At 66.1% G+C, this 23,664-nt stretch carries 19 protein-coding genes; 12 read left to right on the forward strand and 7 right to left on the reverse strand.

What is annotated here, in order from left to right; genetic code table 11:
• The first annotated feature begins 8 nt into the window (after positions 1-8).
• From APT63_00495 to APT63_00530, 8 genes are all read left to right on the forward strand, one after another.
• A complete protein-coding gene (locus tag APT63_00495) occupies positions 9-1,499 on the forward strand; it encodes an aldehyde dehydrogenase (GenBank protein AMA44207.1) in 1,491 nt (496 codons plus the stop codon).
• Positions 1,500-1,609: 110 nt separating this feature from the next.
• Positions 1,610-2,896 (forward strand): FAD-dependent oxidoreductase, encoded by a 1,287-nt coding sequence (locus APT63_00500; GenBank protein ID AMA44208.1) that lies wholly within the window; start codon positions 1,610-1,612, stop codon positions 2,894-2,896.
• Positions 2,897-2,972: 76 nt separating this feature from the next.
• On the forward strand, positions 2,973-3,791 hold the full coding sequence (locus tag APT63_00505) for an arylesterase (GenBank protein AMA44209.1): 819 nt from the start codon (positions 2,973-2,975) through the stop codon (positions 3,789-3,791).
• Positions 3,792-4,397: 606 nt separating this feature from the next.
• On the forward strand, positions 4,398-5,420 hold the full coding sequence (locus tag APT63_00510) for a transcriptional regulator (GenBank protein AMA44210.1): 1,023 nt from the start codon (positions 4,398-4,400) through the stop codon (positions 5,418-5,420).
• A 70-nt stretch (positions 5,421-5,490) separates the two neighbouring features.
• Positions 5,491-6,270, forward strand: a complete 780-nt coding sequence (locus APT63_00515; GenBank protein ID AMA44211.1) for an AP endonuclease — start codon at positions 5,491-5,493, stop codon at positions 6,268-6,270.
• Positions 6,263-7,213 (forward strand): 2-dehydro-3-deoxygluconokinase, encoded by a 951-nt coding sequence (locus APT63_00520; protein AMA44212.1) that lies wholly within the window; start codon positions 6,263-6,265, stop codon positions 7,211-7,213. The genes APT63_00515 and APT63_00520 overlap by 8 nt, the downstream gene beginning before the upstream one ends.
• A 55-nt stretch (positions 7,214-7,268) precedes the next feature.
• Positions 7,269-8,561: an MFS transporter gene (locus APT63_00525; protein AMA44213.1), complete on the forward strand. Its 1,293-nt coding sequence runs from the start codon at positions 7,269-7,271 to the stop codon at positions 8,559-8,561.
• Between the two features lie 9 nt (positions 8,562-8,570).
• Positions 8,571-9,536, forward strand: a complete 966-nt coding sequence (locus tag APT63_00530; protein ID AMA44214.1) for a D-glycerate dehydrogenase — start codon at positions 8,571-8,573, stop codon at positions 9,534-9,536.
• Positions 9,537-9,695: 159 nt separating this feature from the next.
• Here APT63_00530 and APT63_00535 read toward each other — a convergent pair whose 3' ends face one another.
• Both APT63_00535 and APT63_00540 read right to left on the reverse strand, forming a co-directional pair.
• The gene (locus APT63_00535; protein ID AMA44215.1) at positions 9,696-11,183 is read right to left on the reverse strand and encodes a magnesium chelatase; all 1,488 of its coding nucleotides are present in this window, start codon (positions 11,181-11,183) and stop codon (positions 9,696-9,698) included.
• 193 nt (positions 11,184-11,376) lie between these two features.
• Positions 11,377-12,234 (reverse strand): hypothetical protein, encoded by an 858-nt coding sequence (locus APT63_00540; GenBank protein ID AMA44216.1) that lies wholly within the window; start codon positions 12,232-12,234, stop codon positions 11,377-11,379.
• Positions 12,235-12,673: 439 nt separating this feature from the next.
• Here APT63_00540 and APT63_00545 point away from each other — a divergent pair, with 439 nt between their 5' ends.
• The gene (locus tag APT63_00545; GenBank protein ID AMA44217.1) at positions 12,674-12,967 is read left to right on the forward strand and encodes a hypothetical protein; all 294 of its coding nucleotides are present in this window, start codon (positions 12,674-12,676) and stop codon (positions 12,965-12,967) included.
• An 85-nt stretch (positions 12,968-13,052) separates the two neighbouring features.
• On the opposite strand, the gene APT63_00550 is transcribed toward APT63_00545, so the two are convergent.
• From APT63_00550 to APT63_00560, 3 genes are read right to left on the reverse strand one after another with little or no spacing between them, the layout of a single operon-like run.
• Positions 13,053-14,627 carry a ketoglutarate semialdehyde dehydrogenase gene (locus tag APT63_00550; protein AMA44218.1) on the reverse strand — a complete coding sequence of 525 codons (1,575 nt, stop codon included), beginning with the start codon at positions 14,625-14,627 and terminating at the stop codon, positions 13,053-13,055.
• A gap of 26 nt (positions 14,628-14,653) precedes the next feature.
• Positions 14,654-15,643, reverse strand: a complete 990-nt coding sequence (locus APT63_00555; protein ID AMA44219.1) for an FAH family protein — start codon at positions 15,641-15,643, stop codon at positions 14,654-14,656.
• A 28-nt stretch (positions 15,644-15,671) separates the two neighbouring features.
• A complete protein-coding gene (locus APT63_00560) occupies positions 15,672-16,979 on the reverse strand; it encodes an MFS transporter (GenBank protein AMA44220.1) in 1,308 nt (435 codons plus the stop codon).
• 181 nt (positions 16,980-17,160) lie between these two features.
• Between APT63_00560 and APT63_00565 the strand changes: the two genes are divergently transcribed.
• The 3 genes from APT63_00565 (at position 17,161) to APT63_00575 (ending at position 21,428) form a co-directional block, all read left to right on the forward strand.
• Positions 17,161-18,894, forward strand: a complete 1,734-nt coding sequence (locus tag APT63_00565; GenBank protein AMA44221.1) for a dihydroxy-acid dehydratase — start codon at positions 17,161-17,163, stop codon at positions 18,892-18,894.
• Between the two features lie 101 nt (positions 18,895-18,995).
• Positions 18,996-19,718 carry a GntR family transcriptional regulator gene (locus tag APT63_00570; protein AMA44222.1) on the forward strand — a complete coding sequence of 241 codons (723 nt, stop codon included), beginning with the start codon at positions 18,996-18,998 and terminating at the stop codon, positions 19,716-19,718.
• A 204-nt stretch (positions 19,719-19,922) separates the two neighbouring features.
• A complete protein-coding gene (locus APT63_00575) occupies positions 19,923-21,428 on the forward strand; it encodes a glycine/betaine ABC transporter (GenBank protein AMA44223.1) in 1,506 nt (501 codons plus the stop codon).
• Positions 21,429-21,535: 107 nt separating this feature from the next.
• Here APT63_00575 and APT63_00580 read toward each other — a convergent pair whose 3' ends face one another.
• Both APT63_00580 and APT63_00585 read right to left on the reverse strand, forming a co-directional pair.
• Positions 21,536-22,027 (reverse strand): hypothetical protein, encoded by a 492-nt coding sequence (locus tag APT63_00580; protein ID AMA44224.1) that lies wholly within the window; start codon positions 22,025-22,027, stop codon positions 21,536-21,538.
• Positions 22,028-22,097: 70 nt separating this feature from the next.
• A complete protein-coding gene (locus tag APT63_00585) occupies positions 22,098-23,516 on the reverse strand; it encodes an FAD-dependent oxidoreductase (GenBank protein ID AMA44225.1) in 1,419 nt (472 codons plus the stop codon).
• Between the last annotated feature and the right edge of the window lie 148 nt (positions 23,517-23,664).

The raw sequence follows: 23,664 nt of genomic DNA on the forward strand, positions 1-23,664 counted from the left end.
AGGCAAACATGGTTGCTGCATTGCTCGAGCGCCTTGGCGTCGCCGCCCAGGCCCACACCCAGGGCGACCACCCTGTCCATACCCCGATCGATGGCAGCCAGATCGCCTCGGTGACCTTGCTCGGCAAGGACCAGGCCGTAGCTTGCATTGCCCAGGCCCAGCAGGCGTTCGAGGCCTGGCGCAGCGTGCCGGCACCGCGTCGGGGTGAGTTGGTGCGCCTGTTCGGCGACGTGCTGCGCACGCACAAGGCCGACCTGGGCGAGCTGGTGTCCATCGAGGCCGGCAAGATCACCCAGGAAGGCCTGGGCGAAGTCCAGGAGATGATCGACATCTGCGACTTTGCGGTCGGTCTGTCACGCCAGCTGTACGGCCTGACCATCGCCTCCGAGCGTCCGGGCCACCACATGCGCGAGACCTGGCACCCGCTGGGCGTGGTCGGGGTCATCAGCGCCTTCAACTTCCCGGTGGCCGTCTGGGCGTGGAACACCACCCTGGCCCTGGTGGCCGGCAACGCCGTGGTCTGGAAGCCGTCGGAGAAGACCCCTCTGACTGCACTGGCCTGCCAGGCCCTGTTCGAGAAAGCGCTGGCGGCCTTCGGCGACGCGCCGCAAGGCATCGCCCAGCTGGTGATCGGTGGCCGTGAGGCCGGCGAGGCCCTGGTCGACGACCCGCGCGTGGCCCTGGTCAGCGCGACCGGCAGCACCCGCATGGGCCGTGAAGTCGGCCCGCGTGTCGCCGCACGCTTCGGCCGCAGCATCCTCGAGCTGGGCGGCAACAACGCGATGATCCTGGCGCCCAGCGCCGACCTCGACCTGGCTGTGCGCGGCATTCTGTTCTCCGCCGTCGGTACTGCGGGCCAGCGGTGCACCACCCTGCGCCGGTTGATCGTGCACCGTTCGATCAAGGACGACGTGGTCAGCCGGGTCAAGGCTGCCTACGGCAAGGTGCGCATCGGCGATCCGCGCCAGGACAACCTGGTCGGCCCGCTGATCGACAAGCTGTCGTTCGATGCCATGCAAGGTGCCCTGGCCAAGGCCCGCGACGAAGGCGGGCAGGTCTTCGGTGGCGAGCGCCAGCTGGCCAGCGACTACCCCAACGCCTATTACGTCTCGCCCGCCATCGTCGAGATGCCGACCCAGAGCGACGTCGTGCGGCACGAGACCTTCGCCCCGATCCTCTACGTGCTGGCCTACGATGACTTCGAGGAGGCCCTGCGCCTGAACAACGAAGTGCCCCAAGGCCTGTCGTCGTGCATCTTCACCACCGACCTGCGCGAGGCCGAGCGCTTCCAGAGCGCAGCGGGCAGTGACTGCGGCATCGCCAACGTCAACATCGGCACCAGTGGCGCCGAGATCGGCGGTGCGTTCGGCGGCGAGAAGGAAACCGGCGGCGGCCGTGAATCCGGCTCGGACGCCTGGAAGGGCTATATGCGCCGTCAGACCAACACCGTGAACTACTCCCGCGAGCTGCCATTGGCGCAGGGGATCGTGTTCGACTGAGACCATAAGGCTGCAGGGCCGGGGGAACATCCCCTGGCGCGCGGGGCGACCTGCGCAAGGGCGGCCACGCCGCCCCACTCCAACAAGAACAACATCGCTGGAGCCGGGCCATGTCCGAGTTGCGTCAAGAATGCTTGTGGGAATCCGTCAGCCGACCGGGCCTGACCGTCCAGGCCCTGGCCGGCGAGCACAAGGCCGATGTCTGTGTGATCGGGGGTGGCATCACGGGCCTGTCGGCGGCCCTGCACCTGCTCGAGCAGGGCAAATCGGTGATCGTGCTGGAGGCCTGGAAGGTCGGGCACGGCGGCTCGGGGCGTAACGTCGGCCTGGTCAACGCCGGTACCTGGATCCGCCCCGACGATGTCGAGGCGACGCTGGGCACACGGGATGGCGCGCGTTTGAACCAGGTGCTGGGCGAGGCGCCCGCGCAGGTGTTCGCCTTGATCGAGCGGCTCGGCATCGACTGCCAGGCACGCCACGAAGGCACGCTGCACATGGCCCACAATGCCGCCGGCCTGGCCGACCTGCAGGCCCGGCACCAGCAGTGGCGCCGCCGGGGTGCCGACGTCGAGCTGCTGACCGGCGCGCAGTGCCAGGCGTACTGCGGCACCGACAAGATTTCTGCCGCCTTGCTCGACCGCCGCGCCGGCACGATCAACCCCATGGCCTACACCCAAGGCCTGGCCCACGCCGTGACGCGCCTGGGCGGCGCGCTGTTCCAGCAGTCCGCCGTGGAGGGGCTGGTCCGCGAGGGTGCAGCCTGGCGGGTCAAGACCGCGCGTGGCTCGGTGCTGGCCGACAAGGTGGTGGTGTCCACCGGCGCCTACACCGAGCACGACTGGAGCCAGCTGCAGCAGCAGTTCTTCCGTGGCTATTACTACCAGGTCGCCTCCAGACCCTTGCAGGGGGCCGAGGCCGATAAGGTCTTGCCCCATGGCCAGGGCTCCTGGGACACGCGCACCGTCCTGAGCAGCATTCGCCGTGACGACCAGGGCCGCCTGCTGCTCGGCAGCCTGGGCCGGGTCGACAACAAGCCGGCCTGGTTCGTCCGGCGCTGGGCCGACCGCATCCAGCAGCACTACTACCCCCGCCTGGGCAAGGTAGACTGGGAGATGCACTGGACCGGCTGCATCGACTTCACCCCCGACCACCTGATGCGCCTGTTCGAACCGGCGCCCGGCGTGGTGGCCGTCACCGGCTACAACGGACGTGGCAATACCACCGGCACGGTGATCGGCCGCGCCTTCGCCGACTTCCTGCTCGGCGGCTCGGCCGAGCAGTTGCCGCTCCCGTTCTCGCCGATGAAACCCGTCAGTCGCTCGCGCTGGCGCACGCACGTGTATGAAACGGGCTTTTCGCTGTACCACGCCGGACAGTGCCTGCGCGTCGTGCTCTGACGCCAGGCCCGTCTTGCAGGAACCATTGCGCCGGGCGCCCACTCCAGATCAGGACAGACTTTTCAGGAGTACCGGCATGAGCACGCTCGTAACCCGCGACGGCGCAGCGATCTACTACAAGGACTGGGGCGAGGGCAGGCCAGTCCTGTTCAGCCACGGCTGGCCGCTGGACGCGGACATGTGGGACGCGCAGATGGAACACCTGGCCAGCCGTGGCTACCGTGCCATTGCCTTCGACCGCCGTGGCTTCGGCCGTTCGAGCCAGCCGTGGACCGGCTACGACTACGACACCTTCGCCGAAGACATCGCCCAGTTGATCGACCACCTCGACCTGCAGGACATTACCCTGGTCGGCTTCTCGATGGGCGGCGGCGACGTGACCCGCTACCTGGCGCGCCATGGCAGCGAACGCGTGTCCGGCCTGGTGCTGCTCGGGTCGGTCACCCCCTACCTGCTCAAGACCGACGACAACCCCGAGGGCATCGAAGTCTCGGTGTTCGATGGCATGCGCGAGGGGCTGCGTCAGGACCGTGCGCAGTTCATGAGCGATTTCGGCCCGACGTTCTACGGCCTCGACAAGGGCCAGCAAGTGTCCCAGGGCGTGCTGACCCAGACCCTGAGCATGGCGCTGCTGGCCTCGCTGCGGGGCACCCTGGCCTGTGTCGATGCCTTCTCCGAAACCGACTTCCGCCCGGACCTGGCGCAGATCGACGTGCCGACCCTGGTGATCCACGGTGACGCGGACCAGGTGGTGCCGTTCGAGCATTCAGGGCAGCGTGCCGCGCAGATGATTCCGGGCGCGCAGTTGAAGGTGTACCCAGGCGCGCCGCATGGGTTCGTGGTGACCCATGGGCCACAGCTGAGCGAGGATCTGCTGGCGTTTCTGAGAGGCTAGAGGCTGAAAGGCGGAGGGCAGGGCACTGCCCACGTCCTGGCGAGCCCGGCTGCCACCGGCCCTGTGGGAGCAACTGTCTTTTTCTACTTGGTAAATGCCCGATCGCATGGGCTGATATTTGGGCTTACCCGCGACGCAGGCGGTACCTGGCAGGGCCCTATCGCTGGCAAGCCAGCTCCCACCCAGACCTCTGCAGCCGTCGATATAGGCATGGCTGCGCAAGCAGCTTGTGGGAGCGGGCTTGCCCGCGATAGCGCCCGATCCGTCACCGCCTGCATCTTAGGACAGCCCGCTCTCACAGAAGGCTTTTCGCGCTTCCCCAGATCGGCATGCCACCGAGAAACGCCAAAGGCAGCACTCCAAGTTGTTCGATCAAGCGCGCCTGATCCACACAGCGCGCTGACATGACTTCAACGCCACCAAGTGAACGCGGCCACTGATAACCAAAACGCTTTTCATATCAGCATCTTAAGTATTTCCGGCCCATTTCCCGTCCCTTGTCCTCCCACACGCCAGACCAACGGTAGATTGACGAACGCCCGCGGTTTTGCTGTATTGAAACCGGTTTCAGTCTCCGTCGCCGACAATAATCACAAGAGACCTGCAATGACCGATGCACCTTTCTCCGCCCGCGAGCGGGTCACCATCAGCGAAGTCGCACGTGTGGCTGGCGTGTCCAAGGCCACCGTCTCGCGCTACATCGGCGGCGATCGCCAGCTGCTGGCCAGTGCCACCGCCGAGCGCCTGGAAGAGGTCATCGAACGCCTGGGCTACCGCCCGAACCAGATGGCCCGCGGGCTCAAGCGCGGCCAGACACGGCTGATCGGCATGCTGGTCGCCGATATCCTCAACCCTTATTCCGTGGCCGTGATGCAAGGCGTGGAAACCGCCTGCCGCCAGCATGGCTACAGCCTGGTCCTGTGCAACACCCAGCGCGACGACGAGCAGGAAGCCCACCACCTCAAGGCCTTGCAGTCCTACAACGTCGAGGGACTGATCGTGAATACCCTGGGCCACCAGCCCGGCGAACTGCTCACCTTGCAGCGTGACGTACCCATGGTGCTGGTGGACCGGCAGTTGCCGGACCTCAAGGTGGACATGGTCGGCCTGGACAATGCCGATGCCATCGAACAGGCCCTGGATCACCTGCAGGTGCGCGGCTACCGCGACATCCTGGCCGTGACCGAGCCCCTGGATGGCACCAGCTCGCGGCTGGAGCGGGTCGAGGCCTTCACCGCCTCGATCGACACCCGCGTCGGCATGCGTCGGCAGCTGCTGGAGGTCGATGCCCAGCTGCATGCCGCGATCGCCCGTTTCGTCGCCAGCCGAGGGCACGGTCCCCAGGCGATCTTCGCCTTCAACGGCGTGGCGGCCCTGGCCGTCAGCCAGGCGTTGCAACACCTGGATCGACAGCTGTTCGATGACATCGGGCTGATCGCCATCGACGAACTGAACTGGTACCCCCTGGTCGGCCGTGGCATCACCGCCTTGGCCCAGCCTACCGAGCGCATCGGCGCGGCGGCTTTCGAGTGCCTGCTCGAACGCCTGCGCGGCAGTGACCGTGCGCCGCGGCGCATCGACTTCAAGGCCGACCTGATCATCCGAGGTTCCACCCAACTCAACGACTAGTCGCCCGCAGTTGCCAGCGGTGCGACCTGTTTCACCCAGAAATGAAACCGGTTTCATAAGGACAAGAACAATGCATCCGAACCCCGTTTCCATCAGCCTTTCCAGCTACGGTGCCAGCCTGGTCCGACAGCATGGACAGGAAAGCTTCCTGCCCATGCTGGCCGCCGCCGGGGTGAACCGGGTCGAGCTGCGCGAAGAACTCTTCGTCCAGCCGCCGGACGCCGCCGCGCTGACGGCTGCCCTCGAGAGCGCCCGGCTGGAGTGCCTGTATTCCTCGCCCCTCGAGCTCTGGACCCCGACCGGAACGCTCGACGAGCGCCTGCCCGAGACGCTGGCCACAGCCCGCGCGCTCGGGGCGGTCGCCTTGAAGGTGTCGCTCGGGTATTACCAGGACCACTGCGATGTCGCGACGCTGAAGGCCGTGCTGAAGCCAGGCGATCCGCTGCTGCTGGTGGAGAACGACCAGACGCAGCAGGGCGGGCGGGTCGAGCCCCTGTTGCACTTCTTCCAGCGCGTCCAGGCGCTGGCGGTGCCGGTCGGCATGACCTTCGACATCGGCAATTGGCAATGGCGGGGCGAGTCGGCCTTGCAGGCCGCGCGCCTGCTGGGTCGCTGGGTGCGTTACGTGCACTGCAAGGCCGTGCAGCGTTCGGCGTCCGGTCGGCTGGCCGCTGTGCCGCCGCAGGCGTATGACCTCAACGCCTGGGAAACGCTGTTCGGCGCCTTCGCGCCCGGTGTGCCCCGTGCCGTGGAGTATCCCTTGGTCGGTGATGACCTGTTGACGGTGACCCGCGAGCAGGTCTGCCACCTGCGCACCCTGGGCGCCGCGCTGGAGGTGGGCCATGCCTGAGCATGACGTGCTGTGTTTCGGCGAAACCATGGCCATGTTCGTCGCCGAGCAGACGGGCGACCTGGCCGGTGTGCAAGCCTTTACCAAGCGCATTGCCGGCGCGGACAGCAACGTGGCCATCGGGTTGGCGCGCCTCGGGTTTCGGGTGCGCTGGCTGAGCCGCGTGGGCGACGACTCCCTGGGCCGCTTCGTGCTGGCCAGCCTGCGCAACGAGGGCCTGGACTGCAGCCAGGTCGAGATCGACCGCGACCATCCCACGGGCTTCCAGCTCAAGAGCCGCTGCGATGACGGCAGCGATCCGGTGGTGGAGTATTTCCGCGCCAACTCCGCGGCCAGCAAGCTGTCGACGACGCAGTGCACGCCGGCCTTGCTCGATGCCCGTCACGTGCATGCGACGGGTATTCCACTGGCACTGTCGCCGAGCTGCCGGGCGCTGTCCCACGCCCTGGTGGAGCACATGCGCGAGGCCGGTCGCAGCATTTCCTTCGACCCGAACCTGCGCCCGTCGTTGTGGCCAGATCGCGACACCATGGTGCGCGAGGTCAACGCGCTGGCCATCAAGGCCCATTGGGTCCTGCCCGGCCTGGAGGAAGGCCGCCTGCTGACCGGTCAGCATCACGCGGCCGACATCGCCGAGTTCTACCTGGACCACGGGGTGGAGCAAGTAGTAATCAAGCTGGGCGAGGAGGGTGCCTACTACCGTAACCGCCAGTCCCAAGGCGTCGTCGCGCCGGTCCCAGTGCCCAAGGTGATCGACACGGTCGGCGCCGGTGATGCGTTCGCCGTCGGTGTGGTCAGCGCGTTGCTCGAAGGTCTGTCTCTGGATGAGGCGGTGGCCCGTGGCAACTGGTGCGGCAGCCGTGCCGTGCAGTCGCGCGGCGACATGGAAGGCCTGCCGACGCGCCACGAACTGGAGGCGCATTTTCTCCGTATAAGCGCCTGATCGCCGGATCGCCGGCCCTGTTGCGACAAAAACAAAAAGCTCAGGAGTACGATTCATGCAGTCCACGACCCTTGCTCCACGCCGCTGGTGGTACATCATCCCCATCGCGTTCATCACCTACAGCCTGGCCTACCTGGACCGGGCCAACTATGGCTTCGCAGCTGCCTCGGGCATGGCTGACGACCTGAAGATCACGCCCGCCCTGTCGTCCCTGCTGGGGGCGTTGTTCTTCCTCGGCTACTTCTTCTTCCAGGTGCCCGGCGCCATCTACGCCGAAAAGCGCAGCGTGAAGAAGCTGATCTTCGTCAGCCTCATTCTCTGGGGCAGCCTGGCCACCCTGACCGGGATGGTCAGCAACGTCTATCTGCTGATCGGCATCCGCTTCCTGCTGGGCGTGGTGGAAGCCGCGGTCATGCCGGCGATGCTGATCTACCTGTGCCACTGGTTCACCCGCGCCGAGCGCTCGCGGGCCAACACCTTCCTGATGCTGGGCAACCCCGTGACCATCCTGTGGATGTCGGTCGTGTCGGGCTACCTCATCAAGCACTACGACTGGCGCTGGATGTTCATCATCGAAGGCCTGCCGGCCGTGCTGTGGGCGTTCATCTGGTGGCGCCTGGTCGATGACCGCCCGGCCCAGGTCGGCTGGTTGAGCGCGCAGGAAAAAGCCAGCCTCGAGCAGGCCCTGGCCGCCGAACAGCAAGGCATCAAGCCGGTGAAGAACTACCGTGAGGCCTTCCGCTCACCGCAGGTCATCGTGCTGTCGATGCAGTACTTCTGCTGGAGCATCGGGGTGTACGGGTTCGTCCTGTGGCTGCCCTCGATCCTCAAGCAGGCGGCCAACGTCGATATCGTGACGGCCGGCTGGCTCGCCTCGGTGCCTTACCTGGCGGCGGTGATCGGCATGGTGGGGGTGTCCTGGGCCTCGGACCGCCTGCAGAAGCGCAAACGCTTCGTCTGGCCGCCGCTGCTGATCGCGGCCGTGGCGTTCTACGGGTCCTACGCGCTGGGCACCGAGCACTTCTGGCTGTCGTATGCGTTGCTGGTCATTGCCGGCGCCTGCATGTACGCCCCCTATGGCCCGTTCTTCGCGATCGTGCCCGAGATCCTGCCCAGCAACGTCGCAGGCGGGGCCATGGCGCTGATCAACAGCATGGGCGCGCTGGGGTCGTTCGGCGGTTCATGGCTGGTGGGCTACCTCAACGGCGTCACCGGTGGGCCCGGCGCGTCGTACCTGTTCATGTCGGGCGCCCTGCTCACGGCCGTGGCGCTGACCGCCGTTCTGAAAACCTCGCACACGTCCAGCCGCACCAAGCGCGGCGGACCGCGTCTGGCCATGGGCCAATAGGAAGCTGTGATGAAGAAACGAATCGTCCTGTACAAGCGTTTGTCCGATGCCCTACTCGCACGTCTGGAGGCGCAGGTCGACGTGACCTGGGTCGACATGACGGCGCCCGATGGCCTGGCGCGCCTGCGCGATGCCCTGCCCGGCGCGCAGGGGCTGCTCGGCGCCAGCCTGCGCCTGGACAGCCCGCTGCTCGACGCGGCGCCGGACCTCGAGGTGATCTCCAGCGTGTCGGTGGGCATCGACAACTACGACGTGCCTGACCTGACGCGCCGTGGCGTGATGCTCACCAACACCCCGGACGTGCTCACCGAAACCACCGCCGACACCGGGTTCGCCCTGATCCTGGCCACGGCGCGCCGGGTCGTGGAGCTGGCCGGGTGGGTGCGGGAGGGGCAGTGGAGCAAGAGCCTGGGGCCGTCGCATTTTGGCACCGACGTGCACGGCAAGACGCTGGGTATCGTCGGCATGGGCCGTATTGGCGAAGCACTGGCACGACGCGGTGCGGCCGGGTTCGGCATGCGGGTGCTCTACCACAGTTCGCGGCCCAAGCCGGATGTCGATGCGCGGTACGGTGCGCAGTATCGCGACCTGGACGACCTGTTGGCCGAAGCCGACTACGTGTGCCTGACGGTGCCGTTGAATGCGAGCACTGAAGGCTTGATCGGCGCGCGGGAGCTGGCCTTGATGAAGCCCGACGCGATTCTGGTGAACATTGCCCGTGGCCGTGTCGTGGACGAAGCGGCCCTGGTCGAAGCGCTGAAGGCACGGCGCATTCGCGGGGCGGGGCTGGATGTGTTCGTGCAGGAGCCGTTGTCTGTCGATTCACCTTTGCTCGGGCTGGACAACGTGGTGGCGACGCCGCATATCGGCTCGGCGACCCATGAGACCCGCGAGGCCATGGCCCGGTGTGCCGTAGACAATCTGCTGGAGGCGCTCGCGGGCAGGCGGCCGAAGAACTGGGTCAATGCGTGGTGAGGTGAGAAGGGCGGTTCTGCAATCTGGAAAAACGCCAGGTGTGACCCAGTGAAAGTCACTCTGGCGTTCGATGAGTCATCTATGGGCTGTAGTGCCTGATCTTTGGTTGCACTGTCCAGTGCTGGGTTTTGGCAGGGGGCTGTCGATTTGCCTTTGAACTCAACTCCCCGGCCGATACTGCAGCGCCTCCGCCAGATGAGCCCGCCCGATCGCCTCCACCCGCTCCAGATCGGCCAGCGTCCGCGCCACCTTGAGCAACCGATGCGCCGCCCGCAGCGACAACGTCAGTCGCTCGCAGGCGCCTTCGAGCCAACGCTGATCGTCCTCGGTCAACGCGCAATGCCGCCGCAGCTTGTCCAGCGTGAGAAACGCATTGGCACAGCCCTGTCGCTTTTGTTGTACCTCGCGCGCTTCGGCGACGCGCTGGGCCACGCTGGCGCTGGTTTCACCATCGGAACTGGTGTCGAGCACGGTGGCTTCGCGGGCCACGGTCAGGTGCAGGTCGATGCGGTCGAGCAGGGGGCCGGAGAGCTTGTTGCGGTAGCGCTGGATCTGGTCCGGGCTGCACCGGCAGCGACCGGTCGGGTCGCCGAAGTAGCCGCAAGGGCAGGGGTTCATGGCGGCGACCAGTTGGAAACGCGCCGGGAAGCGCACCTTGTCCTTGGCTCGGGCGATCACGATTTCACCCGACTCCAACGGCTCGCGCAGCACTTCCAGCACGCGGCGCTCGAACTCGGGCAGCTCGTCCAGAAACAGCACGCCATGGTGGGCCAGGGTGATCTCGCCAGGGCGTGGCCGACTGCCGCCACCCACCAGCGCCGGCCCGGACGCAGAGTGATGCGGATGCCGGAAGGGCCGTTGCGGCCAGTGGTTCAGGGGTGTACGACCGCTGACCGACTGGATGGCCGCCACCTCGAGCGCCTCGCGTTCGTCCAGCGGCGGCAGCAACCCAGGCAAGCGGCTGGCCAACAGCGTCTTGCCCGTGCCAGGCGGGCCGGTGAACAGCAGGTTGTGAGCGCCAGCCGCGGCGACCAACAGCGCACGCTTGGCCGCCAGCTGGCCCTGCACCTCGCTGAGGTCGGGGTAAGGCCGGCTTTCCAGCAGCAGCCCGTTGGCAGCGTAGGGCGGCAGCGGCAGTTGCCCGTTCAGGTGCGCGACCAACTCTTGCAGGTGCCCCACCGCATACACCACCAGGCCACTGGCCAGGCTGGCTTCCTCGGCATTCTCGCGAGGCACCACCAACGCCCGCCCGGCCTCACGCGCGGCCAGCGCGGCGGGCAGCACGCCCTGCACCGGCCGCAGTGCGCCGGACAGGGCCAGCTCGCCCAGGCATTCGAAGTCGTTTAAGGTCGCCACCGGCACTTGGCCGTTGGCGGCCAGGATGCCCAGGGCAATGGCCAGGTCGTAGCGCCCGCCATCCTTGGGCAGGTCGGCAGGCGCCAGGCTCTGGGTAATGCGCCGAGCGGGGTAGTCCAGCCCGGAGTTGACGATGGCGCTGCGCACCCGGTCCTTGCTCTCCTTGACCGTTGCTTCGGGCAGGCCGACCAGCGTGAGTGCGGGCAGGCCGTTGGCGAGGTGGGTTTCGACGCTGACGTGGGGCGCGGTCACACCGACCTGGGCGCGACTGTGGACAAGGGCGAGGGACATGGACACTCCGTGTTCGCTGGGCTGAGGCCGCGTCCTGCGGCTGGAGGAAGGATAGCGAGGGTGACGGAGGGGTGGTGGGGGAGAGTGCGACTGGATTTTACTGGTGATGAAGTGGAACTAGGAAAAACCATGTGAAGATGAAATGACAGGCGTCATTCAGTTGTTTCCAGGCGGTGCTCCAAAACCACCGAACCTAAGCGTCCTCATGCACCTCCTCGCCTACAAGATCGCCATCAGCGTTCGGCATGGCCTCGCCAGCTTGTTCAGCGGGAATATCGGCCGTCTTCTGATGTTCGAGGCCGCTGCCCGGCAGCAGGACATTTGCCAGGCGATCCGAAAAATATTTGTCAAAAGGCTCGAGTTCTGGATACTCCTCCGGCGCCACCAGGTGGGCCGTCAGTCGTCCCACAAGACCGCACATCCAATCTGCGCATTGAATGGTCTGGAACAGGTGGCTTTCAGCCTGAATAGGCGGTTCGATCAGAGTCCGACACTTCTCCGTCTGGTCTTCAAACATCGCCAGGGTGCATACCTCGACGTTCGTCTCACGCCACTCGTTCCCAGCGCGCTGCTCATCGAGCATTACCATGAAAGTAGAGCTCGTCTTGGCGCAGAAACGGTCGATCTTGCGCACCGATTGTAGAAGCTGTCTTTTGAACGTCTCAGTAGAGTCGTGGGCATCAGGGTCGATGGTCTTATGCTCGCCTGTGTAGAACACATAGCCGCCAATCTTGTGGATATGGTTAAGGAGGCGGAACGTGGAGCGACGAAGGCTTTCATAGTGCTCAACGTTGCGAAGTGCATAAAGCTGAGAGCCTTTTTTTTCCCATCGCCAAGCCGGTAGGCCTTCAGGGTTCTTGTGCTTCAGGTCGAATGCCAGTAGCTGGCACTTCAGCTTGTAGAAGTAGATGGCGAACTCGCGGATTTCGGTGGCCGGGACCACCAAGCCAGCGAAGCCAAAGGCAGGGTGTGTTCTGTACTTAGGATGGTTGCGCGAGACGTACTGGCCAACGTGCCCGAATTCGTCCAGATACGCGACGTAATGCGTCATCGCTACTAGATTCCTTTACCTCAGAAACACGAAAACCCGCTGCTTTCGCTAGGCGGGTCTCGGAAGGTAGGCACAAGCGTTCCCACTTATGCGTTGAGACGAAATGTAAGGGCGGCTAACGCAGACGTCAACCAAAATCCTGGTCTTCTATCACGTTTTCGTGAACCTGCTAAAAGGAAAGCTCCGACCCTTAGGCGAAGCACCAGAGGCCCACCTTCTTGAACGTTGCTGCCGTCCCCGGCTGTGCTCTATATGAAGAAATATCCCGCTTCATCGCCCGTCTACCCACGCCGGGCACGTTTTTCGTTGAAGAGGTCCTTCCGGGGCCTGGTCTCGACAGCGTGAAGCCTGCTGCGGCCTTGGCCAGAGCATGCAAGGGTCCCCTGCGCAGATCGCTGCTGGTAGGCTGTGGCCATCATGACGACGGCGAATTCATCGGATGAAACCCGTACAGCGTTCTCTGAAGACCTTTTTCTCTACCAGCATCCTGGGTTTCATCCTCATGGGATGCATCGCCGGCGGGTGCGCGTCGTTCTTCATCTATGAATGGGTCGATGCCCTGCTCAGTGGTGTCCATGTGATCCACGTGCGCGGCAGACCCACGAAGGTGTTGACCCTCGACGGCTCGGCGGGTGCCTACTGGTTGTCCATGCTCTTCGAGGCGCTGAGGATCGCCCTGCTGGTGGGGGCGGCCTGGCTCTCGTTCTTCGCGGCGCGATTGTGTCGGAAGTGAGCGCGCCAGGCGCTGTCGAGTCGCGTTTGCCGACCTGCGTACCTGGAAGGGCAAGACAGGCCGGCGACTCGCGTGCCGTTGGGCCTCAGCTCAACGCCTCACGGCTGTGCTCGCCATCGACCAGCCGTTGCAGGCCCAGGGGGTTGGCGTTCTGCAACGCCGGGGGCAGCAGCGCGTCCGGGTAGTCCTGATAGCACACCGGGCGCAGGAAGCGGTCGATGGCCAGGGTGCCGACCGACGTGCCACGGGCATCGGAGGTGGCAGGGTAAGGGCCGCCATGCACCATGGCGTCACAGACTTCGACCCCGGTCGGGTAGCCGTTGACCAGCAGACGCCCCGCCTTGCGCTCCAGCACCGGTACCAGAGGCGCGAAGCGCTGCAGGTCCTGGGGTTCGGCGATCAGGGTCACGGTCAGTTGCCCGTGCAGCGCGTCCAGCGCCTGGCGCAGCTCGGCCTCGTTCGCCACTTCCACGATGACGGTCGTCGGGCCGAAGACTTCCTCCTGCAACAACGCATCGCCCTGGAGCAACAGGCTGACGTCGGCCTTGAACAGCTGCGCACGGGCCTCGTTGCCTGCCTGTTCGGCACCGGCCAGGTGCTGCACGCCGGGATGCTGCATCAGGCGCTGCACACCGCCGCTGTAGCTGCGCAGGGTGCCGGCGTTGAGCAGGGTCTGGCCGGCCTGGTCCGCCAGGTGCGCACCGAGCGCGCTGACGAAGCCGTCGAAGGCCTCGCCCGCCAGGCCGATGATCAGGCCGGGGTTGGTGCAGAACTGCCCAGCGCCCAGCACCACCGACGCAGCCAGTTCCTGGGCGATCCGGTCACCTCGGGCCTGCAAGGCCTCGGGCAGGACCAGCACCGGGTTGATGCTGCTCATCTCGGCGAACACCGGAATCGGCTGCGGGCGTGCGGCGGCCAGGTCGCAGAGGGCGCGACCGCCCTTGAGCGAACCGGTGAAGCCTACCGCCTGGATCGCCGGGTGGCGCACCAGCGCTTCGCCGACCCCGCCGCCGTAGATCATGTTGAACACCCCGGGCGGCATGTCGGTGGCCACGGCGGCGCGCTGGATGGCCTCGGCCACCTGTTCGGCGGTGGCCATGTGGCCGCTGTGCGCCTTGACCACCACCGGGCAGCCGGCGGCCAGCGCAGCGGCGGTATCGCCGCCTGCGGTGGAGAAGGCCAACGGGAAGTTGCTGGCACCGAACACCGCCACCGGGCCGACGCCGGTGCGGTACTGGCGCAGGTCGGGTCGGGGCATTGGCTGGCGCTGGGGTTGCGCGCGGTCGATACGGGCCCCCAGGTAATCGCCGCGGCGCAAGACCTTGGCGAACAGGCGCATCTGATGGCTGGTGCGGCTGCGCTCACCCTGGATACGGGCAGCGGGCAGGGCGGTTTCACGGCATACGATGGCGACGAAGGTATCGTCCAGGGCGTCGAGCTGATCGGCGATGGCGTCGAGGAACTGGGCGCGCCGCGCCGGGGCCAGGCCGTTGTAGGTCAGGAAGGCGGCTTCGGCCGCTTCGGCTGCCGCGGCGACTTCTTCAGGTGTGGCCTGGACGAAGGTCTGGGGCAGGGCCTCGCCGGTGCGGGCATCGAGGCTCTGCAAGGTGACGGTGCCGGCGCCGATGCGCTGGCCGCCGATGAACTGGCGTGCGGACATGGTGAACTCCTGTGAAGACGAGTGGCTTAGAGGCTTTTCACGAGACCCGGCCGAACCTGCTCGGGCAGGGCGACGATGCCGTTGCGCAGCGGCTGGCCAAAGGCGTCCAGGCTGATCTCGAAGGTGTCGCCGGGACGTGCCTGGATGCCGTCGGCGAACGACAGCGTGGCAGTGCCGAAGTAGTGCACGTGGATGTCGCCGGGGCGCAGGAACTGGCGGTACTTGAAGTGGTGGAACTCGAGGTTCTCGAAGCTGTGGCACATGTTCTGCTGGCCGCTGAGGAACGGCTTGGACCACAGCGTCTGGCCGTCGCGCAGGATCCGGCTGGTGCCTTCCAGGTGCGGCGGCAGGGCGCCGACGCGCAGTTCCGGGCCGAAGCTGCAGGCGCGCAGCTTGGAATGGGCCAGGTACAGGTAGTTGCGGCGCTCCATGACGTGGTCGGAGAACTCGTTACCCAGGGCATAGCCCAGCCGCACCGGGGTGCCGTCGTCGTCGATCAGGTACAGACCGACCAGTTCCGGCTCTTCGCCAGCGTCCTCGGCGAAGGCCGGCAGGGGCAGGTCGCCGCCCGGGCGCACGACGATGCCGCCATCGCCCTTGTAGAACCACTCGGGTTGCGCGCCGACTTCGCCTGCGGGCGGTTGGCCGCCCTCCAGGCCCCACTGGAACATGCGCAGGCTGTCGGTCACCGCGCCCTCGGCCTGCTGCTGGTGCATCTTGTCGCGGGTGGCGGCGCTGCCCAGGTGGGTCAGGCCGGTGCCGGTCACCAGGCAGTGGGCCGGGTCCGGATGGTCGAGGGGCGGCAGGACGCGCCCTTCCGCCAGCAGGGCCAGGTAGTCATGGGCAGCGCCAAGGCCGCAAGCCTCGACTTCACCCACCAGGTCGCGCCCGGCGGCGATGGCCCGCACGGCCAGCTCGCGGGTGCTGTGGATGCCTTGGACTTCCAGGGCGCGTTCGCCTTCCACCACGCCCACGCGGCGTTCGCCGGCGGCCGTTTCGAATTGGATCAATCGCATGCGTGTACTCGCTTGTTGAGTGAGAGGGTCAGTGGGAGGCATCGCGCGTGTGCGTCGACGCCTGGCGTTGGCGGCATTCCAGGCGGGTGTACACCACGCTGGTCAGCAGCAGCCCGAACAGCATCACCACGGCCAGGAAGTACAGGCCCGAGGACAGGTGACCGGTGTGCTCCTTGAGCGCGCCGATGCCGAAAGGCCCCAGGTAGCCGCCGAGGTTGCCGAGGGAGTTGATCAGGGCGATCCCGGCCGCCGCGCTGGCGCCGGAAAGGAACCGCCCCGGCAAGGTCCAGAAGATCGCCGTGCAGGAGAACAGCGCGAAGGCCACCAGGCACAGCGCCGCCAGTTGCATGACCGGTGCGCTCAGCCAGGCGCTGAAGAACAGGCCCACCGCCCCCAGGGCATAGAGCAGGCCGAGGTGGCCATAGCGATCGTTCAGGCGGTCGGAGCTGCGCGGGACGATCAGCAGGCCGATGATGCCGAACAGGTACGGCACCGCCGAGACGAAGCCGGTGACCAGGTCGCTGCCGCCGAACTGATGCACCAGGGTCGGCAGCCACAGCCCCAGGCCATAGATGCTCAGGGTAACCGGCAGGTAGAACAGTGCCAGCAGCAGGACCCGTCGGTCCTTCAAGGCATGCAGCGGGTTGCCGTGGCGGGCCTGGCCGAATTCGCGCAGGTCGTTGGCCAGTTGCTCCTGCAGCCAGCTGCGCTGCGCCTCGCTCAGCCAGCGGACCGTGGCCGGGCCATCGGGCAGCAGGCGCAGGGTCGGCCAGGCCAGCAGCACCGCCGGGGTACCGATGCAGATGAACAGCCATTGCCAGCCATGCAGCCCTTGCAGGCCATCGAGGCCCAGCAGCGCGCCGGAGAGCGGCCCGGTCACCAGCATCGCCAGCGGCTGCGAAAGGATGAAGAAGCCCAGGATCTTGCCGCGATGACGCACCGGGTACCACTGGGTGATGTAGTACAGCACGCCCGGGAAGAAGCCGGCCTCGGCCACCCCCAGCAGCAGGCGCATGACATAGAAGCCCGTGGGGCCGGTGACGAAGGCCATGCCGATGGTGATCGCGCCCCACGTCAGCAGGATGCGGGCGAACCAGCGCCGTGCGCCGAAGCGGTCGAGCAGCAGGTTGCTGGGTACCTCGAAGAAGAAGTAGCCGATGAAGAACAAGCCGGCGCCCAGGCCATAGGCGGCATCGCCCAGGCCGATGTCGGCGCCCATGTGCAGCTTGGCGAAGCCCACCGCAGAACGGTCGACGTAGGCCACCAGATACAGCAGGACCAAAAAGGGAATGAGTTTCCACGTGATCAGGCGGACGAGCCGCTGCTCATGAACCATGGCGATGTCTCCAATTGTTCTTGTAATGGATGCAACACGCGGTTGGGGCCCATGGCAGGCCGTCAACGGTCTGGATCATCTTATAGTATTACTATTTAAAGCAACAACCCTTCACATAGCGCCTTTTTGTCGCTAGAGTCGGCGCAACACTGCTAAATAGTAATACCAATAAGGTGCCGTCATGTCCGATAACAAAAAACCGCTACGCTCGGCCCAATGGTTCGGTACGGCCGACAAGAACGGCTTCATGTACCGCAGCTGGATGAAGAACCAAGGCATCCCCGACCATGCCTTCGATGGCCGGCCGATCATCGGCATCTGCAACACCTGGTCGGAGCTCACGCCCTGCAACGCGCACTTTCGCAAGATCGCCGAACACGTGAAGAAGGGCGTGCTGGAGGCGGGCGGCTTCCCGGTGGAGTTCCCGGTGTTTTCCAGCGGCGAGTCCAATTTGCGACCGACCGCGATGCTCACCCGCAACCTGGCGAGCATGGACGTCGAGGAATCGATCCGTGGCAACCCGGTGGACGCGGTGGTGCTGCTGACCGGCTGCGACAAGACCACCCCGGCGCTGCTGATGGGCGCGGCCAGCTGCGACGTCCCGGCCATCGTGGTAACTGGCGGGCCGATGCTCAACGGCAAGCACAAGGGGCGCGACATCGGTGCCGGGACCATCGTCTGGCAGATGCACGAGGCCTATAAGGCCGGGCAGATCGACCTCAACGAATTCCTCTCGGCCGAGGCGGGCATGTCCCGCTCGGCCGGGACCTGCAACACCATGGGCACGGCCTCGACCATGGCCTGCATGGCCGAAGCGCTGGGCACCTCGCTGCCGCACAACGCCGCCATCCCGGCGGTGGACGCGCGTCGTTACGTGCTGGCGCACCTGTCCGGCATGCGCATCGTCGACATGGCCCGCGAAGACCTGCGCCTGTCGAAGATCCTCACCCGCGAAGCCTTCGAGAACGCCATCCGCGTCAACGCCGCCATCGGTGGCTCGACCAACGCGGTGATCCACCTCAAGGCCATCGCCGGGCGCATCGGGGTCGACCTGCAACTGGAAGACTGGACCCGCATCGGCCGAGGCACACCGACCCTGGTCGACCTGCAGCCCTCGGGCCGCTTCCTGATGGAAGAGTTCTACTATGCCGGGGGCCTGCCCGCGGTGATCCGCCGTCTCGGCGAGCACGACCTGCTGCCCAACCCAGGCGCCCTGACGGTCAATGGCCAGAGCCTGTGGGACAACTGCCAGGCCGCGCCGCTGTACGACGAAGAGGTGATCCGCCCCTTGGAACGTCCGCTGGTGGCCGATGGCGGCATCTGCATCCTGCGCGGCAACCTGGCGCCCAAGGGCGCGGTGCTCAAGCCGTCGGCAGCGACTCCGGCGTTGATGCGCCACCGTGGCCGCGCCGTGGTGTTCGAGCACTTCGAGGACTACAAGGCGCGCATCAACGACCCGGCGCTGGACGTCGACGCCGACTCGGTGCTGGTCATGAAGCATTGCGGGCCCAAGGGCTACCCTGGCATGGCCGAGGTCGGCAACATGGGGCTGCCGGCCAAGCTGCTGGCCCAGGGCGTGACCGACATGGTGCGCATCTCCGATGCACGGATGAGCGGCACCGCCTATGGCACCGTGGTCCTGCACGTGGCACCGGAAGCGGCAGCCGGTGGCCCGTTGGCCGTCGTGCGCGAAGGCGACTGGATCGAACTGGACTGCCACGAAGGCCGCCTGCACCTGGACATCTCCGACGAGGAGCTGGCCGGACGCCTGGCCGACGTGGCGCCGGTGCCGCAGCTGATCACCAGCGGCTACGCCCGGCTCTACCTGGACCATGTCATGCAGGCCGACGAAGGTTGCGACTTCGACTTTCTGGTCGGCTGTCGCGGTTCGGCCGTGCCCAAGCACTCCCATTGAGCACGGGCCTTTCGGGTCTCGGCGGGCCGACGGCGGGGCCGGGGAGGGTGCAGGGGTGCTATGATGCGCGGCCACGCCTGAAGGACGTCCCCTGCGCCCCCATGAACTACCGCCAGCCCTCGCCGCGCAAGAGCATGCACGCCACCCTGGTCCAGGACCTGGGCCTGCAGATCGTCTCCGGTCAGCTCCAGCCCCAGCAGAAGCTGCCTTCCGAGGCCAGCCTGTGCGAGGCGTATGCGATCAGCCGGCCGGTCTTTCGCGAGGCCATGCGTGCGCTGACCGCCAAGGGCCTGGTTCAGGCCAAGCCGCGGGTCGGCACCCTGGTCAGGCCACGGCACGACTGGCACATGCTCGACCCGGACGTGCTGCACTGGCTGATGCAGGCCACGCCGCAGCAGGAGTTCTTCAACATGCTGTCGAGCGTGCGCTGGGTCATCGAGCCGGCGGCAGCGGCCCTGGCCGCCAGCAACGCCACCGAGACGGACGTGGCGTCGATCGCCGAGGCCTACCAGCGCATGGAGCAGGCCAGCACCCCGGAAGAGCGCCTGCAACCGGACTTGGACTTCCACGCCCGCATCGCCGACGCCACGCACAACGACCTGCTGGCCTACCTGTGCAACATGCTGTCGCTGGCCCTGCGCGAATCGGTGCGCTATTCCAACCAGCGTTCCAATTTCGACCAGCTGGCGCTACCCCGGCACCAGGCGATCCTCACCGCCATCCAGAACGGCGACGCCCTGGGCGCTCGGCATGCGGCGCTGGTGCAACTGGAAGACGCGCGTGTCGCGCTCAGCAAGGTGCTGGGTCAAGACCCGATCAGCTGAGTGCCAGGCTCCGTTTGCACGCCGTTTGTCCCTGCGCCCAACCTTCACACCACGAAATAATCGGCAAGCGCTGAATTATTTCACCTGTTCCCTGATCTGATTCAAAAGGTTTCTGAATAGAAGCACAGCGCCACCCCGTGCGCTGGTCAGAACCGTTTCTTTGAAGCTCGCCCCAGCGAGACACGACAGCGATCAGGTACCCGCATGAAATTACGCAAGAAACGCGTCAAGCCCATTGGGCTCAACGACATCACCATCGTCGACGATGCCAAGATGCGCAAGGCGATCACCGCCGCCGCCCTCGGCAATGCCATGGAATGGTTCGACTTCGGCGTCTACGGCTTCGTCGCCTACGTGCTCGGCAAGGTGTTCTTCCCCAACGCCGACCCCAGCGTGCAGATGGTCGCCGCCCTGGCGACCTTCTCGGTGCCTTTCCTGATTCGCCCGCTGGGTGGCCTGTTCTTCGGCGCCCTGGGCGACCGCTACGGACGACAGAAAGTCCTGGCCGCGACGATCGTGATCATGTCGCTCAGTACCTTCGCGATCGGCTGTATTCCCTCGTACGCCTCGATCGGCATCTGGGCGCCGATCCTGCTGCTGCTCGCCAAGATGGCCCAGGGCTTCTCGGTGGGGGGTGAGTACACCGGCGCTTCGATCTTCGTGGCCGAATATGCCCCGGACCGCAAGCGCGGCTTCCTCGGCAGCTGGCTGGACTTCGGCTCGATCGCCGGCTTCGTGCTGGGCGCGGGCGTGGTGGTGATGATCTCGGCCATCGTCGGCGAAGAGAAGTTCTTCGAGTGGGGCTGGCGCATCCCGTTCTTCCTGGCCTTGCCGCTGGGCATGATCGGCCTCTACCTGCGTCATGCGCTGGAAGAGACCCCGGCCTTCCAGCAGCACGTCGACAAGCTCGAGCAGGGCGACCGCGAAGGCCTGGCCGCCGGTCCCAAGGTGTCGTTCAAGGAGGTCGCCACCAAGCACTGGCGCAGCCTGCTGACCTGCATCGGCGTGGTGATCGCGACCAACGTCACCTACTACATGCTGCTGACCTACATGCCGAGCTACCTGTCGCACAACCTCGGCTACAGCGAAAACCACGGTGTGCTGATCATCATCGCGATCATGGTCGGCATGCTGTTCGTGCAGCCGGTCATCGGTTTCGTCAGTGACAAGATCGGCCGCAAGCCCTTCATCATCATCGGCAGCATCGGGCTGTTCCTCTTCGTGATCCCGGCGTTCATGATGATCAACAGCGGCGTGCTGGGGCTGATCTTCGCCGGCCTGTTGCTGCTGGCGGTGCTGCTGAACTTCTTCATCGGCGTCATGGCCTCGACCCTGCCAGCGATGTTCCCGACGCACATCCGCTACAGCGCCCTGGCCAGTGCCTTCAACATCTCGGTGCTGATCGCCGGCCTGACCCCGACCATCGCTGCCTGGCTGGTGGAAACCACCCAGAACCTGATGATGCCGGCCTACTACCTGATGGTCGTGGCCGTGATCGGCCTGATCACCGGCGTGACCATGAAAGAGACCGCCAATAAGCCCCTGCGTGGCGCGGCACCGGCGGCCTCGGACATCCACGAGGCGCGTGAGCTGCTGCAGGAGCACCACGACAACATCGAGCAGAAGATCGAGGACATCGACGCGCAGATCGCCGAGCTGGAAGCCAAGCGCAAGACGCTGGTGCAGCAGCACCCGCGCATCAACGAGTGAGACGAGGCCGGGTGTGAGCGCCCGGCTTCAGACTCGATGACAGCACAGGGGCAGCCTCCAATGCGGAGCCTGCCCCTTTTTCATGCCCTGTGCAGACGCCGCGCCACTCAGGGGCGGACCGCGATCACTTCGATCTCGACTCGCCATGCCGGATGGGCCAACCCCGCGACTTGGAAGGCCGAGCGCGCCGGCAGGTGCGATTGTCCGGCCGCTGCGCCGAAGAACTGGGTATAGCCGGCCATGAAGCCGTCGAAGTCCATGGTGCCGCCATGCTCCGGCCCGCCTACCAGGAAGGCCTGCATCTTCACCACATCCTCGAGCCCCAGCCCGAGCGTCTTCAATTGGCGCTGGATCTGTTCCAGCACATCGATCGTCTGCGCCTTGGTGTCGCCGAAGGCCGCCAGGGAATCCTTGGCCGCCTGGGCATCGATCACCGACGGCACGGTGCCGCTCAGGTAGACCAGGGTCTTGCCAGCAGGGACCTCGACCGCCGACGAGATCGGAAAATCACCGGCACCGTGGCGCACCACCTCCTGGGCATGGGCACCACTGGCAGCGATCAGGGCAGACAGGGCAAGCGTCTTCAACACGGGTTTCATGGGAACCTCCTTGGGATGGGAAAGCCTGCCTGCGCCACGGGCGTCTCAGGCAGGGTGCAACGCGTCACCCTCAGAACCGATCGAGCCTGAAAGGGCGTGGATCCAGGGCCGGCGCCTGGCCTAGCAACAGGTCGGCCGTCAGCCGGGAAGACACCGGGCTTTCGGTCATGCCCCAGCCGGTGGCGGTGTTGAGGACCAGCCCCGGGTAGCGCTCGACCGTGGAGATGATGGGGTTCTCGTCCGGCGCGATGGCCATGGCGCCACTCCACTGATCGATCAGCGTCGAGGCCTTGAAGGCCGGGAACTCGGCCTTCAACCGCTCCAGAGAGGCGTTCAGTTCCGGAATGTCCGGGGCGGCGGTCATGATCCGGTTGTGCTCGAAGGGCGAGACCTCGTCCAGCGCCCAGTGGGTGGACTGGAAGAGCGACTGGAACAGTTGCCGGTTCAGCGAGACGTGCACGGGGAAGTCCGGCAGGGCCAGCAGCGGCAGGTACTTGTAGCCGTAGAGGAACGACTCCTTGACCACGGGCGCGACGACGACGCGGGGCGAGGTCGCATAGGTGCCATCGGCCTGCTCACGGAAATAGAGGTTCCCCGGCAAGGCGACGTTGCCGCCCGGCGCCTGGGGTGCCCGGCTGATCAGCTGCTGTGATTGGTAGGCCGGCAAGGTCGGCACGTCGACCCCCAGGTTCTGCATGAACAACCGGGACCAGGCACCGCCGGCCACCACCACGCGGGATGTGCGGATGGCGCCTTTCTCCGTCACCACGTCGGACATGGCGCCGCCCTGGGTCTCCAGCCCTCGCGCGGCGCACTGGGTATAGAACTTCACGCCGAGCCGCTTGGCGTACTCGGCCATGACGAACGAGGCGATCTCGGCATCCAGGCTGCCGGCATCCTCCTCGAACCCGGCGATCGTCCAGGATGACCTCGCGCCACGCAGACGCTGCTCGAGTTCGCGGCCCTCGACGATGCGGGTCTTGAAAGGCACCGGCGAGCCTGCGGTTTCCTGGGTCCTGGCCGCGATCCAGGCGCGGACCTGTTCCAGGTCATGCTCGTCCAGCGGCACCTCGACCCGGCCCTGGGTCCGGTAGCTGGTGTCGACCCCGACCTTGGCGTTCATCTGGCGCCACTGCTGCTTGGCCAGGTGGTGCAACTGGAAGGTGGCGTCCGGCATCCGGTAGGTCATGGCCTGGCCATAGAACCGGCAGGACTGTTCGGCCGCGATCTCGCCCTTTTCGACGGCGACCACCGACAGGCCCCGCTCGGCGAGATCGATGGCCGTCATGATGCCCAGGATCCCTGCGCCCACGATCACCACGTCCGCCTGGGCGGGCAGCGGCCCTTCGGTACCGGCCACGAAGCCCGTCCTGGGGCGGCCGGGGATCAGGCGACCCTCGCGGGTCAGCAGAGGGGTCAGCGCACCGGCACCCCCGGCCATGGCCACCAGGCCACTGCCAATCAAGAACCTGCGTCTTGTCACACCCATTTGACTCGTTTCCTTTTTGCGATGGGAGGCGACACCCTGAAGGACGTTCTGGGCGCGACAGCGCACGCCAGGCCTCGCGAAAGATCATGCCCGGTGTGCGCCCTGCGTCTGCCAAAGGTGTCCTGGGAAGGGGTGTCCGTCGTTCGGT

The sequence above is a fragment of the Pseudomonas monteilii genome, from assembly GCA_001534745.1.
Classification (GTDB): domain Bacteria; phylum Pseudomonadota; class Gammaproteobacteria; order Pseudomonadales; family Pseudomonadaceae; genus Aquipseudomonas; species Aquipseudomonas alabamensis.

Excerpts from the sequence above, each read along its gene's own strand:
- APT63_00525 (AMA44213.1), top strand. The coding sequence starts at position 7,269 with ATGCAGTCCACGACCCTTGCTCCACGCCGCTGGTGGTACATCATCCCC.
- APT63_00530 (AMA44214.1), top strand. The coding sequence starts at position 8,571 with ATGAAGAAACGAATCGTCCTGTACAAGCGTTTGTCCGATGCCCTACTC.
- APT63_00540 (AMA44216.1), bottom strand. The coding sequence starts at position 12,234 with ATGACGCATTACGTCGCGTATCTGGACGAATTCGGGCACGTTGGCCAG.
- APT63_00575 (AMA44223.1), top strand. The coding sequence starts at position 19,923 with ATGAAATTACGCAAGAAACGCGTCAAGCCCATTGGGCTCAACGACATC.
- APT63_00555 (AMA44219.1), bottom strand. The coding sequence starts at position 15,643 with ATGCGATTGATCCAATTCGAAACGGCCGCCGGCGAACGCCGCGTGGGC.
- APT63_00580 (AMA44224.1), bottom strand. The coding sequence starts at position 22,027 with ATGAAACCCGTGTTGAAGACGCTTGCCCTGTCTGCCCTGATCGCTGCC.
- APT63_00495 (AMA44207.1), top strand. The coding sequence starts at position 9 with ATGGTTGCTGCATTGCTCGAGCGCCTTGGCGTCGCCGCCCAGGCCCAC.
- APT63_00570 (AMA44222.1), top strand. The coding sequence starts at position 18,996 with ATGAACTACCGCCAGCCCTCGCCGCGCAAGAGCATGCACGCCACCCTG.
- APT63_00560 (AMA44220.1), bottom strand. The coding sequence starts at position 16,979 with ATGGTTCATGAGCAGCGGCTCGTCCGCCTGATCACGTGGAAACTCATT.
- APT63_00535 (AMA44215.1), bottom strand. The coding sequence starts at position 11,183 with ATGTCCCTCGCCCTTGTCCACAGTCGCGCCCAGGTCGGTGTGACCGCG.
- APT63_00550 (AMA44218.1), bottom strand. The coding sequence starts at position 14,627 with ATGTCCGCACGCCAGTTCATCGGCGGCCAGCGCATCGGCGCCGGCACC.
- APT63_00515 (AMA44211.1), top strand. The coding sequence starts at position 5,491 with ATGCATCCGAACCCCGTTTCCATCAGCCTTTCCAGCTACGGTGCCAGC.
- APT63_00500 (AMA44208.1), top strand. The coding sequence starts at position 1,610 with ATGTCCGAGTTGCGTCAAGAATGCTTGTGGGAATCCGTCAGCCGACCG.
- APT63_00565 (AMA44221.1), top strand. The coding sequence starts at position 17,161 with ATGTCCGATAACAAAAAACCGCTACGCTCGGCCCAATGGTTCGGTACG.
- APT63_00545 (AMA44217.1), top strand. The coding sequence starts at position 12,674 with ATGAAACCCGTACAGCGTTCTCTGAAGACCTTTTTCTCTACCAGCATC.
- APT63_00520 (AMA44212.1), top strand. The coding sequence starts at position 6,263 with ATGCCTGAGCATGACGTGCTGTGTTTCGGCGAAACCATGGCCATGTTC.
- APT63_00510 (AMA44210.1), top strand. The coding sequence starts at position 4,398 with ATGACCGATGCACCTTTCTCCGCCCGCGAGCGGGTCACCATCAGCGAA.
- APT63_00505 (AMA44209.1), top strand. The coding sequence starts at position 2,973 with ATGAGCACGCTCGTAACCCGCGACGGCGCAGCGATCTACTACAAGGAC.
- APT63_00585 (AMA44225.1), bottom strand. The coding sequence starts at position 23,516 with ATGGGTGTGACAAGACGCAGGTTCTTGATTGGCAGTGGCCTGGTGGCC.